Annotated in this window: 13 protein-coding genes; 9 read left to right on the top strand and 4 right to left on the bottom strand. The window is 37.8% G+C overall.

Features of this window, described 5'->3' with window-relative positions; all coding sequences use genetic code 11:
• Positions 1–43: 43 nt before the first annotated feature.
• The 3 genes from QNH20_RS07080 to QNH20_RS07070 form a co-directional block, all read right to left on the bottom strand.
• Positions 44–1,555, bottom strand: a complete 1,512-nt coding sequence (locus tag QNH20_RS07080) for a coproporphyrinogen III oxidase (RefSeq protein WP_283922189.1) — start codon at positions 1,553–1,555, stop codon at positions 44–46.
• A 336-nt stretch (positions 1,556–1,891) separates the two neighbouring features.
• Positions 1,892–2,761 (bottom strand): Cof-type HAD-IIB family hydrolase, encoded by an 870-nt coding sequence (locus QNH20_RS07075; protein ID WP_283922188.1) that lies wholly within the window; start codon positions 2,759–2,761, stop codon positions 1,892–1,894.
• Between the two features lie 186 nt (positions 2,762–2,947).
• A complete protein-coding gene (locus tag QNH20_RS07070) occupies positions 2,948–3,295 on the bottom strand; it encodes a YlbF/YmcA family competence regulator (RefSeq protein WP_283922187.1) in 348 nt (115 codons plus the stop codon).
• Between the two features lie 396 nt (positions 3,296–3,691).
• Between QNH20_RS07070 and QNH20_RS07065 the strand changes: the two genes are divergently transcribed.
• The 8 genes from QNH20_RS07065 (at position 3,692) to QNH20_RS07030 (ending at position 11,951) form a co-directional block, all read left to right on the top strand.
• On the top strand, positions 3,692–5,071 hold the full coding sequence (locus QNH20_RS07065; protein ID WP_283922186.1) for a YheC/YheD family endospore coat-associated protein: 1,380 nt from the start codon (positions 3,692–3,694) through the stop codon (positions 5,069–5,071).
• The gene (locus QNH20_RS07060; protein WP_283922185.1) at positions 5,072–6,175 is read left to right on the top strand and encodes a YheC/YheD family endospore coat-associated protein; all 1,104 of its coding nucleotides are present in this window, start codon (positions 5,072–5,074) and stop codon (positions 6,173–6,175) included.
• Positions 6,153–7,517 carry a YheC/YheD family endospore coat-associated protein gene (locus tag QNH20_RS07055; RefSeq protein WP_283922184.1) on the top strand — a complete coding sequence of 455 codons (1,365 nt, stop codon included), beginning with the start codon at positions 6,153–6,155 and terminating at the stop codon, positions 7,515–7,517. Before QNH20_RS07060 ends, QNH20_RS07055 begins: the two co-directional genes overlap by 23 nt.
• Complete coding sequence (locus tag QNH20_RS07050) at positions 7,514–8,560, top strand: YheC/YheD family endospore coat-associated protein (protein WP_283922183.1); 1,047 nt, start codon at positions 7,514–7,516, stop codon at positions 8,558–8,560. The genes QNH20_RS07055 and QNH20_RS07050 overlap by 4 nt, the downstream gene beginning before the upstream one ends.
• A gap of 146 nt (positions 8,561–8,706) precedes the next feature.
• Positions 8,707–8,898, top strand: a complete 192-nt coding sequence (locus tag QNH20_RS07045; RefSeq protein WP_283922182.1) for a hypothetical protein — start codon at positions 8,707–8,709, stop codon at positions 8,896–8,898.
• 135 nt (positions 8,899–9,033) lie between these two features.
• Positions 9,034–9,942: a PucR family transcriptional regulator gene (locus tag QNH20_RS07040; RefSeq protein ID WP_283922181.1), complete on the top strand. Its 909-nt coding sequence runs from the start codon at positions 9,034–9,036 to the stop codon at positions 9,940–9,942.
• Positions 9,943–10,050: 108 nt separating this feature from the next.
• Positions 10,051–11,163: an ABC transporter ATP-binding protein gene (locus QNH20_RS07035; RefSeq protein WP_283922180.1), complete on the top strand. Its 1,113-nt coding sequence runs from the start codon at positions 10,051–10,053 to the stop codon at positions 11,161–11,163.
• A 584-nt stretch (positions 11,164–11,747) separates the two neighbouring features.
• On the top strand, positions 11,748–11,951 hold the full coding sequence (locus QNH20_RS07030) for an alpha/beta-type small acid-soluble spore protein (protein ID WP_283922179.1): 204 nt from the start codon (positions 11,748–11,750) through the stop codon (positions 11,949–11,951).
• Between the two features lie 89 nt (positions 11,952–12,040).
• On the opposite strand, the gene fumC is transcribed toward QNH20_RS07030, so the two are convergent.
• Positions 12,041–13,420, bottom strand: coding sequence for a class II fumarate hydratase (gene fumC, locus QNH20_RS07025; RefSeq protein ID WP_283922178.1), 1,380 nt, complete (start codon positions 13,418–13,420; stop codon positions 12,041–12,043).
• A 320-nt stretch (positions 13,421–13,740) separates the two neighbouring features.
• Between fumC and QNH20_RS07020 the strand changes: the two genes are divergently transcribed.
• On the top strand, positions 13,741–14,361 hold the full coding sequence (locus QNH20_RS07020) for an NAD(P)-dependent oxidoreductase (protein ID WP_283922177.1): 621 nt from the start codon (positions 13,741–13,743) through the stop codon (positions 14,359–14,361).
• Positions 14,362–14,437: the final 76 nt, after the last annotated feature.

Below are 14,437 nucleotides of genomic sequence, written 5' to 3'. Positions count from 1 at the left end.
TCCTTTATAAAGAACAAAAAACAATAAAATTCCCCTGCCCATTTTAAGCAGGAGAACCTTTTTCAGAGAATAGCTCTTCTAATATTTTTATTTTTTCATCAGTATAAGCTTCAAAGCCGTCATTATAGGATTTCGGATCCTTTGGATTAGCGAAGTGGGTTATTTCTCCTGTAATTGGATGAATAAATTTGCTCGCAGCCCCACAACCAAGTCCGATAATCGTCTGCTGCTCTTCCATTATCATAATATTATAAATGCTTTCTTGTTTAGGGAGCGAGTAGCCGACATTCTCAAGATTGCCGAGAATGTTCTTTTGTCTGTACAAATAATAAGGCACATAGCCGTAATCTTTCGTCCAGTCCTGCGCAAGCTCCATCATCTTTTCGACCTCATCACGCTTAGCAACCTTATACTTCTCTTTATTCTTGGTCATTTCAGAGGCCCGCTTGAACGACAACGTATGAACGGTCAAGGATTCAGGCATCAGCTTTTTCGTTTCGGCTAAGGAATGGGTAAATTCAGATATCCCCTCACCCGGCAAGCCGATAATTAAGTCCATATTAATATTATTCATGCCCATTTCGCGTGCCAAATGGTATTTTTCTATCGTTTCGGTAACGGTATGATGTCTTCCGATTGCCTTTAACGTTTCTTGTGTATAAGATTGCGGATTAATACTAATCCTGTCGATATTCCACTTCTTTAAGATGTCTAATTTTTCTGGAGTGATCGTATCCGGACGCCCTGCCTCAACAGTAATTTCACGAATATTTTCAACATTCGGAAACGAAGAATACATTTCCTCATAAAGCATATCCATCTCTTCCGCTGTTATACTCGTTGGAGTACCTCCGCCATAGTAGACTGTTGTAATACGGACACCCTTTTCCTTCAGCCAGGCACCGATTTTTTTCATTTCATAATGAAGCCCGCCTAAGAAAGAATCAACTGATCCTTGCCTTCCGTTAATGGCATAGGCAGGAAATGTACAATAGGCACATTTTGTTGGACAAAATGGAATCCCAATATAAATACTGACTTCTTTTTGCAGCGAGTATAGGTCAGGAACAACGGCAAGCTGGCGGTCAACGATTTGCTGCATCAGTTCAATCTTCTCATCTGTAATTAAATAATCAGCCTTTAATTGTTGATGTGCTTGCTGTAACGGTACCCCTTCCTTTACTTTTCGGTGAAGCAATTTGGTCGGTCTGATCCCAGTTAAAATGCCCCATTTTTGGGTAATGCCTGTCCAGTTCTGCAGCACTGTTAAAAAGACATGGGCAACGGCATTTTTAATTTGCTTAAACCTTTCCTTTTCGGATTCGGTTGGGATTAACCCTTTTTGAAAATTAGAGGCAAATACTTTTCCATTGTCATTCTTTAATTCTGCGGAAACAGATATATTTTCTGAGACTTGCAAATTAAATTTTATTAGTATATCAATATCTTCAGCATCTGCCATTAAAATTTTTGTTTCTTCAAAAAACAAATTGGCAATTAACTGCAGCGGCCGGTTAAATCTCTCATCCTCTAACCCTATTATCGAAATTCGCAATGATATCACCTTTCGCTCGAAAAACTCAAGCGCCTTGAACAGGGGCGATATAGGAAGATTTTCGATTAGCAAGTGGAACGATGCTAATGGCCATTCTTCCTATATACGTACAGAAAGGGTTAGCTTTCTGTATCAAAGCATAAGACGAGCCGGCGGGAAGATTGTTTTTTAACCTTCTCAACGGATTTTCTTATGACCTTAAAGCCCTAGGCGCTTGAGCTAGACTTTTACTTAACTTTCTTAAGTGTACAAAATCAGTAAATCAAGGTCAATACAGTGGATATTATTTACAATATCAAAAGATACCATCGGCGAACGCTGATATTTCTTTATATGTTAATTTTTTATTATCTTCATCTTTCTTAAAAACTCAATTGGCTGCTGTTTGCGAAAATGTTCTTTAACCATATAGGCAACACCATGTTCATTTTCTGACCGTGTCACCCAGTCAGAAGCTTTCTTTACCTCGAATTCGGCGTTCCACATCGAAACACCAAGACCTGCAGCTTGAATTAAAGGAATGTCATCCAACCCATTACCAATATAAACCATTTCACTTCTTCTGATACCAAGTTGATTTCCAAGATAAGTTAGTCCGGTTAGCTTTGAGACACCAGCAGGAACAATATCCAGCCTTAATGAATCAAGCTCGATCACTTCAATCTCAGTGAACATTTTACTAATTGCCTTTTTAGCATCACTCAAATCCCTTTTTTCTTCAAAATAAACTTCAATCTTTGGTGCTGTTACCGGATGGTCATGTAGATATTCGCTTAAGGAAGTAACAAATTGTTGGGAATAGAAAACAGGATCTCCTGTAGTAAAAACTGTCTTTGCTAATAAATGATTATTTAGCTTTAACTTATTTGCTAATGAAAACTGTTCATGTACGAGTCGGATTTGGCACGGTAATGCCTCTAAAAAACGGATTGTATCATAGGTAATGTCCTCTTTAATTCTTTTAACATATATCGGTTTAGACTCGGTAGCAGCAATAAAGGCGCCTTGATGTGTGATAATGGGTAATTTTATTTTTAACGCCTTAGCCACTTTTCTGGCTGAGGGGAAGCTGCGCGATGTAACAATTGTTACATAAATACCTTTTTGCTGGACATATTCAATAGCTTCTTTTGTTGACTTATGAATTTTTCCATTCGTTTGAAGAAGCGTGCCATCAATATTTAACGCAAGCAAGCGATAAATCATTATGTTGCCCCCTGTTCTTGGTGAAATTGCCTTTATATCACTTTTATGACTTTTCACTTATTTATAGAACAGAAAAGCAGAAGTACAATTGCACTTATGCGTTAGGAAAGTATAAATTTGGAAAATTTATACTTTCCTAATAGCAAAAAAAGCCCCGGTTTTTGTACCGAAGGCTTTTGATGAAACTTACATTTTACCATATAAGTCTTCCAATGGCTTCATAATGATCATGTTTAATTCGCCTATAACCATGCTCATCCGCTGCTCTGCTTCCATGAGACGCGAAATTTTTTGATTTTGTTGGACGAGTCCCACAGTTGCCTGTGCCTGTTGGACTTCTTGTTCAGAAATATCCTGGCCCATCATTTGTTTTTGCTGCAGATTCATTTGGATTTGACGAAACTGGTCAAACATTGGTCTTGCTTGCGGGTCTGCATTTACTTCGTTATATGCCTGCTGTAATTGTGCATACTCGGCACTTTGACGGATTGCTGTTTCTAACGCATACGCGGAATCATATAAATTAACTGCCATTTTATGTCACTCCTTTTTTGATAAGATGAAACTTCCATCAGTGGTGGTTTTCACTCATGGTTAGTTGAATCAATCGGGCATTTACGGGCAGTGGACACCCACGCAATCCTATTGGGTTCCTCCATAAGTATTGAGGTGGAAATCTTACTGCGCGTTAATGCGAGATAATCAATTCTTCACAACTATAACAAACTATTCATTTAATTGCGAGAAGGTTCAAATCACCATAACAATTGTTTTCACATACATTACTATATCAACGAATGCCTATAAGAAAATCAAATGAGCACATTTAGCTGCGAATCGACTAGAGATTATCGACTTGCAAGAATCACTAAGTCCACTGGTCTCTGGAGTTGGACAATTCTCAAAGTTATAAGCAAATGAGGAGTGATTATGTCATTTTCATTAACCCCGATTAAACTAATACCAAAAAAACTGACAGATATAGATGATAGACATATCCAAATTTCCAACCACTTGTTTACCCATTTACAATTAATAAATGACCAGGAGTTAAACATCACGTTAGGAAAAAAAACAATTACCAGAAAAATACAAACAGTAGAAATGGAAGCTAACGCGATTCAGCTTCCGGAGCATTTGCTAAAAGAATTTGATCTTCCCACTCAAAGCTATAAATTTCAATCAATGCTTCTTCCGGAAATCCATACGTTGAAACTCGGGCCTGTGATTGGATTATTAACCGATTTCCCTACAATTAAGATGGAGGAGCCTCACTTTCGTTCCATACATTTATTTTGTGAAGAACTACATCACGGTATAACTGAGCATGGCGGATTTTTTTACGTATTTTCATATGACAAATTTTCTAGCCAAAGATATTACTTTGAGAATGGAAAATGGATTCCAGCACAGCTTCCCTTGCCTGATGTTATTTACAACCGGATTCATTCCAGAAAGCTTGAACACACTGAGCACTTTAAACAGTTTCGCCAAAAACTTGACCAATTCATGATTCCATTTTTTAATGACCGCTTTCTTTCGAAATGGGAAGTGTATGAACAGTTAAAAGATGAAAATCAACTGAATCCTTATATTCCTGAGACAAATATATTTTCGAAGGAAGCATTTTATGATTTTGCCCAAAAATATGACACAATTTTTCTCAAACCTATTCATGGTAGTCAAGGCAGAAACATTATCAAACTAAAAAAGGAAGCGGATCACCATTACTCTCTTCAAACTTCATTAACACCTCTGATTGACAGTTTTAATAAAAGATATCCTTTAGAAGAAATTTATCAACATATCAAACAATTTCTCCATAATCGAATTTATATTATCCAGCAAGGTATTACATTAATTACACATGATTTAAGGGCAATGGATTTTAGAGTTTTATGCCACAAAAATCGAAATAATCATTGGTCTGTAACCTCTACGGTAGCAAGGATTGCAGCTGAAAAGGAGTTTGTATCTAATCTTGCGAGAGGCGGGACGATTTCAAGGCCTTCGAATGCTTTACGAACTTGTATGAGTCATCAGCAAACTTTAGAGGTCCTGACACTAATGAAGGAATTAGCCCGTGAAACAGCTTCAGTGATTAGCCATCACTCAAAAGGAATAACGGGAGAACTTGGCATCGACATCGGCATTGACCAAGACGGAAAACCTTGGTTAATCGAAGTGAATTCTAAGCCTTCCAAAAACTTTGAGGATGGATTAGAAAAAATTAGACCGTCTGCCAAAGCAATCATTCAATTTTGTACAAAGCTTGCTTTTGAGTCTGCGATAGAGAAGGAGGAAATGTAATTGATTACATTTGGAATCATGACATTGACCATGGAAAGTGAAAGTTCATATATAAACGAGATAGCACGACTTGCTGAATCGTACGAAATGGAAGTTTTTAGATTTATCCCATCCAATATTAATCCACATACCCTTCTGGTGAAAGGGAAAAAGTTTGATTTTAAATCAAATTTCTGGAAGGACATAGAATTACCAATCCCTGCTATTATTTACGACCGCTGCTTTTATGGAGATGATGAACATTCCAAACAATGTCTGCCTATCGTCTCCTGGCTAAAGAGCAGAAATGATATTACCTTTTTAGGTTACGGATTGCCTAATAAACTTGAATTGTATAATACCCTAAAAAACACGGCATTATCATCCTATTTACCTAGTTCTCAATCCGTTTCTGATCCAGGCATCGTATTAAATAAACTAAATGTGATGAAAAAAATCATTTTAAAGCCGACGAACGGTTCGCAAGGGTACGGTATTTATTACGTAAAGAAAAATGAAAAAACCTTTCATGTAAAAACAGAAAAACAAAAAAAGACCATCTCCAGGATTTTCCCAAACGAAGCAAAACTTATTAAATGGCTGAAACCATTATTAAAACAACGTGGTTATCTTTTACAGCCGTATCTGGAACTATCAAATAATGAACAACAGCCGTTTGATATCCGCATCCTACTGCAAAAAAATGAGCATGGAGTTTGGGGAGAACGTGGCAGAGGGATTCGTACCGGCAGTACCGGCGGAATTCTTTCAAATTTAAGTGCCGGTGGTTCAATCATCACCTTTTCAGAATGGCTTTCTTCCCTTCCACCCACAAAAGGTGAATATATACACCAGGAATTAGAATATATTCTTAGCAAGCTCCCAAATATTCTAGAAAAAGAGTTTATGCCTTTATTTGAGATTGGTGTAGATATCGGGGTAGCAAAAAATGGCTCTATTTGGATTCTTGACATCAATTCAAAGCCGGGAAGAAAGGTTGTTTTACACACCCGTCCATACTTACAGAATACCCTTTACCTAGCACCACTTCTCTACGGGAAATACCTTTCTCAAATGGAGCAAATGGAGAGGAAGAACATTTATGAGAAAACATTATCTCATTGAAGTTGCTCAAAATGATCAATTAATTGTTTTCTGCCCACCAGCGGTCATACAGAATAAACTGATCAAAAGAATTTCCTTTGGGTCAAAATCCATGGAGGTGGAATTCCGCCCTCATCCTGACCAGGATGACCGAATTGTGATAAGCAGGAAAATTCAAGAGACTATCCAGTTTCCACACTTCAAAATCCCGATGCATGCCTTTTTAGAAAATGAAATCCTCTATATCGGTCCACTTGTTGGGATTTTCACCTCTGGTTTTACGTCCCTTCCCAAGCAGCCAATTGGTGAACGGACATTATTTTTTTCAAAACTTCTTTCCGTTAGCAAAACAGTTGGAGCCCTTCCTTTTGTCTTTGGGGAGCCGCATATTGACTGGGAAAAAGGAACCATTGAGGGGTACTTCTTTCATGATGATGCTTGGCAAACCATTGAGGTCCCTTTTCCAAATGTTATTTACGACCGGCTTCCAAATCGAAGAAGCGAAGGAAGTCCTAAATTAATTAAGGTAAGGGAAAGACTGCAAAAAGAATATCTCATCCCATGGTATAATCCCGGTTTTTTTAATAAACTTGATATTTATGAAAGACTGCAGCAGGATACTTCGGTTACGAATTACCTTCCTGAAACTTATCCGTTTATATCCTTTTCCTCTATCGAAACGATGCTTTCTAAATATGGCCATATTTTTATTAAACCAAAAAACGGCAGTCTCGGGTTAGGTGTTCACCAAGTGATTTATGACAAACATAAAGACGATTATTATTGCCGTTTTCAAGACGATAAAGGTGTAAATCGCTTACGGAAATATTCTAGCTTGGAGAGTTTGTTCCAATCAGTATTCGCAAACCAATCGTTAGAAAAAATGCTGGTTCAGCAGGGTATTCACTTGCTTAGAACCGAACAGCGCTCAGTCGATTTTCGTGTTCATACGAATAAAGACGATCTTGGAAAATGGAATGTAACCGCGATTGCTGCGAAAATTGCCGGCCAGGGCAGTGTAACAACACATGCCAGGAGCGGCGGGGACATTAGAACCCTTAGTGAAATTTTCCCAAAGGAAGAGTGTGAATTATATACTGAGAAGTTATCGAATGCTGCGCTTCTGCTAAGTACTGCCCTTGATGCCAATGTTGAAGGAATTATTGGTGAGATTGGCTTTGATTTAGGTATCGACCGTACCGGTGATGTCTGGCTTTTTGAAGCTAATTCCAAACCAGGAAGGTCTATTTTCAGTCATCCGGAATTGAAAGAATTTGATTACCTAACACGTAAATTATCGATTGCTTTTGCCATTTTTCTTACCGAACAATCCTTATTACATCCTGAGGAACTATTTAAATGAAAGACAATAATCCATCTCCACTGATTGGCATTTTGACGACACGAAAGGCAAATGGTGTAATCGCCGGCAATGGTTCGCTTTTTATAGAACTGCAAAAAAGGCTTATTTCTCTAAAAGGAATAAGCTTTGTCTTTATTCCTGAAGAAGTTGAGAGAGAGTTTATTTTGGGCTATACGTTTTCACCTGACGACAATCGCTGGCTAAAAAAACGTTTTCCATATCCTGACCTTGTTTATAATCGGATTCCTTTTCGAAAATCAGAGCATGACGAACAATGCCAGCATTTTTTTTCTATTTTAAAAGATAAAAACATCCCCTTTTTTAATCCTTGTTTTATCGATAAATTTGAATTTTATGAATTACTGAAAAACCATGATATTCTGCAACACTATTTACCGCAAACCATTCTTACCGATGATAAAATGAAATTGTTTTCCTTTTTAAAAAATCTGAAAAACATTTACTTAAAACCACGGCAATCTTCAAAAGGAAAAGGAATTTTTCGTTTGAGGATGAATGGCCCTTTGCGGATAGAACTTGAAGGTATTAGTATACATGAAAACTATAAATCCTTTGACCATTTTTGGGACAGCTGGAAAGAAAAGCTGCTTAAAAAAAACTACTTGGCACAAGAAGAAATTAAATCTGCTGAGTATGATGGAGATCGTTTTGATTTTCGGATCCTCGCACATGCTAATCTTGATGATTATATTTTAACTGGTGTCGGCATTAGGCAATCCAAGGAACAGGAGATCACCACCCATATTCCAGCTGGGGGCAGACTCCTCCCTTATCAACTTTTGCAGGCAGACGAGCACGACCAGTTTTTTCAAACAATTGTCCCACAGATAGGTAAAGCCCTATCCAAACAGTTTGGCTATTTCGGTGAATTTTCTATCGATGCCGGTGTAAGCAAAACAGGTCACTATTATATATACGAAGTGAATTCGAAACCAATGAGCTTTGATGAATGGGAGATTGAGGAAAAGAAAATCGAGCAGGTTTGCCGCTTATTCCTACAACTGACGGATATTCAGAAATAAGAAAAGTGAAAGCTTACTTTGCGCAAATGTGTATGAAAATATCTCCTTTCCACAAACTAAAATAGAAATGGGTAAATGCCCGCTGAAGCTGGACAGTTTTCAGAGTTCATAAGCTTAAACTATTCTAGCCGAAAGGATGGATGGTCATGAAAAAAGGAAAAGAAAAGCTAACGATTGAAGGTCCTGCTTATGAAGGCAGGGATATGGCCTATTTTGATATTGATCGTATGATCAATGAAGGTATGTCCGGTGGCTCCGTACATGCCCGTCATGATACGACAAATATCGAAGAAGCTCGCGACCTTGTGGAAGAACAACCGCCATATGAGTGTGATTAATAATTTCAATACAATGATAAACTGGCTGGACACACTATAAAGAGGTTCAGCCTTTTTTATTTTTATCCCTTTCATCACTATTGGTATAATAGAACCTATATGGTATAAAAATTTTATTTAATGGGGAATTGAACCATGCTTAGAAAATTATTGTCTATCTATGAAAATTCGATCTTGTTTCCCAGCCAACCCGATAAGCCTTCCGAGCAATTTTATTACTTCTATAGCGAAGCAGAGGATGAATGGATTGGCATTCCTAAAACAGAAATGAGTGAAAAAGAATTAAACCTGCTTAAAGCACTTTACAAAACAGGTGAATTTCAAGTATCCAGGGTCACTACTGCAGAAAAAGCATGGTATGATTTTTTATTTTTACATGCCCCTGCACCACATTCCCATTCTGAAACATTTATTAGATTTATCCAGTTTAATATAAATGGCAATGATGCAAATCAAGTGGAAATTGAATCTGCCTTAAAAGGATTTTTTACTGAAGATGTCATTATTATTTGGGAAAGCGGGAGCCGGGGAATTGTTGTTGAAGAGAAAAAGCAAATTTCTCTTTCAGAAGAGGAATTAATATCAATGTCGGAAACATTGGAAAGCGATTTTTACGTTACAATATCCTTTTTCATTGGAAAACTGAATCTCAATTCAGAGCAACTTCGCTCAAAATTTCTTCTGGAAAAGGAATACTTTTCATTTGCCATTACAAAACTTGGCAGCCCAACTATATTTACATTTGAACGGGTTTTCCCAGCTTATTTGGCACATTATTTACCAGAGGAATTAAAACATAGGGGCAGTCAAGAAATCGCAGAGGTATTTCATGATGATCCGGAAATGTTTTCGACGATCAAGGTTTTTCTTGAAAACAATTTAAATGCCAGTCTGACAGCTAAAAAATTATATATCCACCGAAATACACTTCAATACCGCATTGATAAATTTACAGAGAAAACAGGAATCGGATTAAAAGACTTTTACGGAGCCTTTACTGTCTTCTTAGCATGTCTACTTTTTGAACAGAATCAAGTGAAGTGACAATGTGCCTAAAAAAGCGTTTTCAATCTTTGTGCAACCTGACTATATGGATTTCGAGCTTATCCCTGTAAACTAAACGTAACAAGAATAAACAGGGAGGAAATACAAATGGCAGAATTAAAATTAGATCATATTTATAAAATTTACGATAATAAAGTAACCGCAGTTCAAGACTTCAATTTACATATTGAAGATAAGGAATTTATCGTATTTGTCGGTCCATCTGGCTGTGGTAAATCCACTACTCTTCGGATGATTGCCGGTCTTGAAGATATTTCTAAAGGTGATTTTTACATTGATGGAAAAAGAGTTAACGATGTCGCTCCAAAAGATCGTGATATCGCGATGGTTTTCCAAAACTACGCTCTTTATCCACATATGACGGTTTACGATAACATGGCATTTGGCTTAAAGCTTCGTAAATTCCCTAAAGATGAAATCGAACGCCGCGTAAAAGAAGCAGCAAAAATTCTTGGCTTAGAAGCTTACTTAACGCGTAAACCAAAAGCACTTTCTGGTGGACAACGTCAGCGTGTTGCCTTAGGACGTGCGATTGTCCGTGATGCAAAGGTATTCTTAATGGACGAACCATTATCAAACCTTGATGCGAAGCTTCGTGTACAAATGCGTGCAGAGATTGCCAAGCTCCACCGACGTTTAGATACTACTACCATCTATGTTACACATGACCAGACAGAAGCAATGACAATGGCTACTCGATTGGTTGTTATGAAAGATGGAATCATTCAGCAGGTCGGATCACCAAAAGAAGTATATGAAAAACCGGAAAATGTCTTTGTCGGCGGCTTTATCGGTTCGCCAGCGATGAACTTCTTTAATGGTAAATTAGAAGATGGAAAGTTTGTAATTGGAAATGCCTCCATTGCGGTTCCGGAAGGTAAAATGAAGTTCCTTCGTGAACAAGGTTATGTTGGAAAATCAATTATCCTTGGGGTACGTCCGGAAGACATTCATGATGAGCCTGTATTTATTGAAGCATCTGCTGGAACTAAGATTAAAGCCAATATTGATGTGGCAGAATTAACAGGTGCTGAATTAATGATCTATTCGAGTATCGGAGGCCAGGACTTCGTTGCCCGTCTTGATTCACGTGCAGATGTCCATCCTGGTGATTCTTTAGACCTTGCATTTGACTTAAATAAAGCTCATTTCTTCGATATTGACACAGAATCACGGATTCGCACCCTTAATGAAAAATAAAATGCTTTACACTATCCCCGTTATACTTTTAACGGGGATTATTCTTTAATAAAGATAACTTCATCAGATTGACACGCGGGACAATGGTATAAATGGGGACACTTTTGGTCTGATTTCGTATCAGGATACCCGTCCTCCATCTTCGTTAAATTAATCTCCATATATGGACTATAATTCTCAAAATAATCCATAAGCCTGCCACTTTCCAACATAGGTTCCCCGCAATTTGTACATATTAAGTAGAGCTCCCTTAAACCATTGCAGACTGGGCATATCGCCATACATTTCACCCTTTTTGTTTAGTAGATAATCTTAGTTTATGTTAACTTACGTGCCCTATGTGGTGGAATAAATTACTAAAAAGTATTTCGAATAGATCTTTAATAATTAATCATACTAAAGATTACAAAGCAATAACTATACCGATGGATGAAGCCAGCAAGGGTCGTAACCGGTGCAACTCCGGATCATCCAACCAAGCTTACTAAGAGGATACAATAATATTATGGGTTAGGCCAAGACGGCAATTTTATGGTTCAATTCCATACTGACCCCAAACTTATTAAGAGGAGTGTTATTCATCTATGGCTGCTAACAACAACTCTAATCAACTTTTAGTACCAGGCGTTCAACAAGCACTTGATCAAATGAAGTATGAAATCGCTACAGAATTTGGTGTAAACCTTGGTGCGGATACTACTTCACGTGCTAACGGTTCTGTTGGAGGAGAAATCACAAAACGTCTTGTTCAAATGGCTGAATCTCAACTTGGCGGATTCAAGCGATAATTTTTGCAAACTTTCTTTCACAAATTAATATTATGGCTTAGCCCCCTCTCTTTAATGAAGGGGGCTTTCATTTTGTCTGTCGCTATTTTTCATACCATCTTTTCAGGTTTCATCCATTCGACAAATTGCTCTTCCGTAACATACCCCGTTTTAAGGGCTGCTTCTTTCAACGTACTATTTTCCTTAAACGCAAGCTTAGCAATTTCTGCCGCTTTTTCATAGCCAATATGTGGATTTAATACCGTTACCAACATTAAAGACCGCTCCACGTGTTCCTTAATGATTTCTACATTTGCCTTCAGACCTACCGCACAATTTTTATTAAAGGATTGCATTCCATCCGCAAGAAGCCTAATGGATTGAATGAGATTATAAATGATGACTGGTTTAAACACATTCAGTTCAAAATTCCCTTGGCTTGCAGCAAAACCAATGGTGGCGTCATTGCCAAACACTTGACAGGCTGCCATCGTTAATGCCTCACTTTGAGTTGGATTCACCTTTCCAGGCATGATGGAGCTGCCCGGCTCATTTGCGGGGATACTAATCTCACCTATCCCGCTCCTCGGCCCGCTCGCGAGCCAGCGGACATCATTGGCAATTTTCATTAAATCAGCGGCTAACGCTTTTAATGCCCCATGTACAAAGACAATTTCATCATGACTTGTTAAACCATGAAATTTATTTTCTGAAGACCGAAAAGGATAACTTGTTAATTTAGATAGCTGTTCAGCTACTTTTTCTCCAAATTGGGGATCAGCATTTATTCCTGTACCTACCGCCGTCCCCCCAATTGCTAAATTCAAGAGATACGTACTCGCTTCCTTTATCATTTTTTCGTTTTTCTCCAACATCGCCCTCCAGCCGCTAATCTCCTGTCCAAGCGTCAGTGGTGTGGCATCCTGCAAATGCGTTCTTCCAATTTTTACAATAGTCGAAAAAGCCTTTTCTTTTTCATGCAGGGTGTTTTTTAGTTCTATTATAGCAGGAAGCAGGGTTTCGGTTATTTTCATATAGGCAGCAATATGCATCGCTGTTGGAAAGGTATCATTGGAGCTTTGCGACATATTGACATCATCGTTTGGGTGAATCTTTTCTGCGCTGTTCTGTTCTTTTAATAATTGGTTAGCTCGATTTGCTATCACTTCATTTACATTCATATTGGTTTGAGTTCCGCTGCCTGTTTGCCAGACTACCAAGGGAAATTGTTCATCCAAGTCTCCATTATGAATAGCGTCACAAATCTTTTGAATGGCCCTCATTTTTGCTTTGCTTAGCCTGCCTATTTGAAAATTAACGATTGCTGCTGCTTCTTTAATAAAAGCCAAGCTATAAATTAGCTCCAATGGCATTTTTTCAGTGCCAATTATAAAGTTTTGCTTGCTCCGCTGTGTCTGGGCCCCCCAATATTTATCCGCAGGTACCTTAATCTCACCAAGTGTATCTTTTTCAACCCGGTAATTCTCCATGTGAATTCACCTCACAAATTCATGCTCCTTCCATATATATACCCATTTGTAACCATTTTATTAAAGACATTGCATTTACTTTTTAAAAACCTGAAAAAAAAACTACAGACATTTTGTCTGCAGCCTATGCTTTGAAGATGGTATATCCGATATAATAAGAAAGGATTAAAAAACTGCCAATTTCTAATACAACTGAGTACTCTGACATATATATCCCACCCCAATTTAATTAAAATACGTAAACATTTTTAACTTATCATAAGGGAAGAGGGTAACAAGTGATAGAAATTACACTTTAGTGACCAAGGAGTGAATTTTTTGTGAACATTTGTCTTTTGGGGGCGACAGGAAGAGTGGGTTCAGTTATTCTCGAAAATGCACTTTCAAATCATCTTTCTGTCCAAGCTGTAGTGAGAGATTCAAAAAAACTAATACATGAGGCTTCTGGTCTCAAAGTCATAGAAGGAAACATCCTTGATGAAGCAGTTATCGCTCATTCTATTAAAGGTACTGATGTTGTCATTAGTGCATTAAATACTGATAGAAGAACAACACTTTCCACTTCCATGCCATTCATAATCAAGCATATGAAACAAAACGGCATCAAGCGTATTATTACCATTGGAACTGCTGGTATCCTGCAGGCCCGTTCTACACCACATTTATACCGATTCCAATCCTCAGAATCAAAGCGAAAAAGTACAAAGGATGCGGAGGAGCATTTAAAAGCCTATTTGTTATTAAAGAACTCAGGACTTGATTGGACGGTCGTTTGTCCAACCTATTTGCCTGTTGGTGAAAGAATAGGCACGTATCGATTCGAAAAGGACTTTTTACCTGAAAATCCTTCGTCCATCTCGATATATGACACTGGAGATTTTGCGTTTCAACAGCTTTTTAGCGAAGAATTTATTGGAACACGAGTTGGACTTACCTATTAAGTGTAGCTTATCAGTGGATTTAATAATTTTTCAGCGAATCTGTTACTTTTATCAGTGAATTTAAAGTCTTCTTTTA

The organism is Neobacillus sp. WH10 (assembly GCF_030123405.1).
In the GTDB taxonomy this organism is placed as follows: Bacteria; Bacillota; Bacilli; order Bacillales; family Cytobacillaceae; genus Neobacillus.
Note: the sequence above shows the minus strand (reverse complement) of the source record. Positions and strands in the feature narration are given on the sequence as shown.

What these genes read in the sequence shown, in the direction of transcription:
- QNH20_RS07075 (WP_283922188.1), bottom strand. Translation starts at nt 2,761, where the DNA reads ATGATTTATCGCTTGCTTGCGTTAAATATTGATGGCACGCTTCTTCAA.
- QNH20_RS07070 (WP_283922187.1), bottom strand. Translation starts at nt 3,295, where the DNA reads ATGGCAGTTAATTTATATGATTCCGCGTATGCGTTAGAAACAGCAATC.
- QNH20_RS07065 (WP_283922186.1), top strand. Translation starts at nt 3,692, where the DNA reads ATGTCATTTTCATTAACCCCGATTAAACTAATACCAAAAAAACTGACA.
- QNH20_RS07055 (WP_283922184.1), top strand. Translation starts at nt 6,153, where the DNA reads ATGAGAAAACATTATCTCATTGAAGTTGCTCAAAATGATCAATTAATT.
- QNH20_RS07050 (WP_283922183.1), top strand. Translation starts at nt 7,514, where the DNA reads ATGAAAGACAATAATCCATCTCCACTGATTGGCATTTTGACGACACGA.
- QNH20_RS07045 (WP_283922182.1), top strand. Translation starts at nt 8,707, where the DNA reads ATGAAAAAAGGAAAAGAAAAGCTAACGATTGAAGGTCCTGCTTATGAA.
- QNH20_RS07040 (WP_283922181.1), top strand. Translation starts at nt 9,034, where the DNA reads ATGCTTAGAAAATTATTGTCTATCTATGAAAATTCGATCTTGTTTCCC.
- QNH20_RS07035 (WP_283922180.1), top strand. Translation starts at nt 10,051, where the DNA reads ATGGCAGAATTAAAATTAGATCATATTTATAAAATTTACGATAATAAA.
- QNH20_RS07030 (WP_283922179.1), top strand. Translation starts at nt 11,748, where the DNA reads ATGGCTGCTAACAACAACTCTAATCAACTTTTAGTACCAGGCGTTCAA.
- fumC (WP_283922178.1), bottom strand. Translation starts at nt 13,420, where the DNA reads ATGGAGAATTACCGGGTTGAAAAAGATACACTTGGTGAGATTAAGGTA.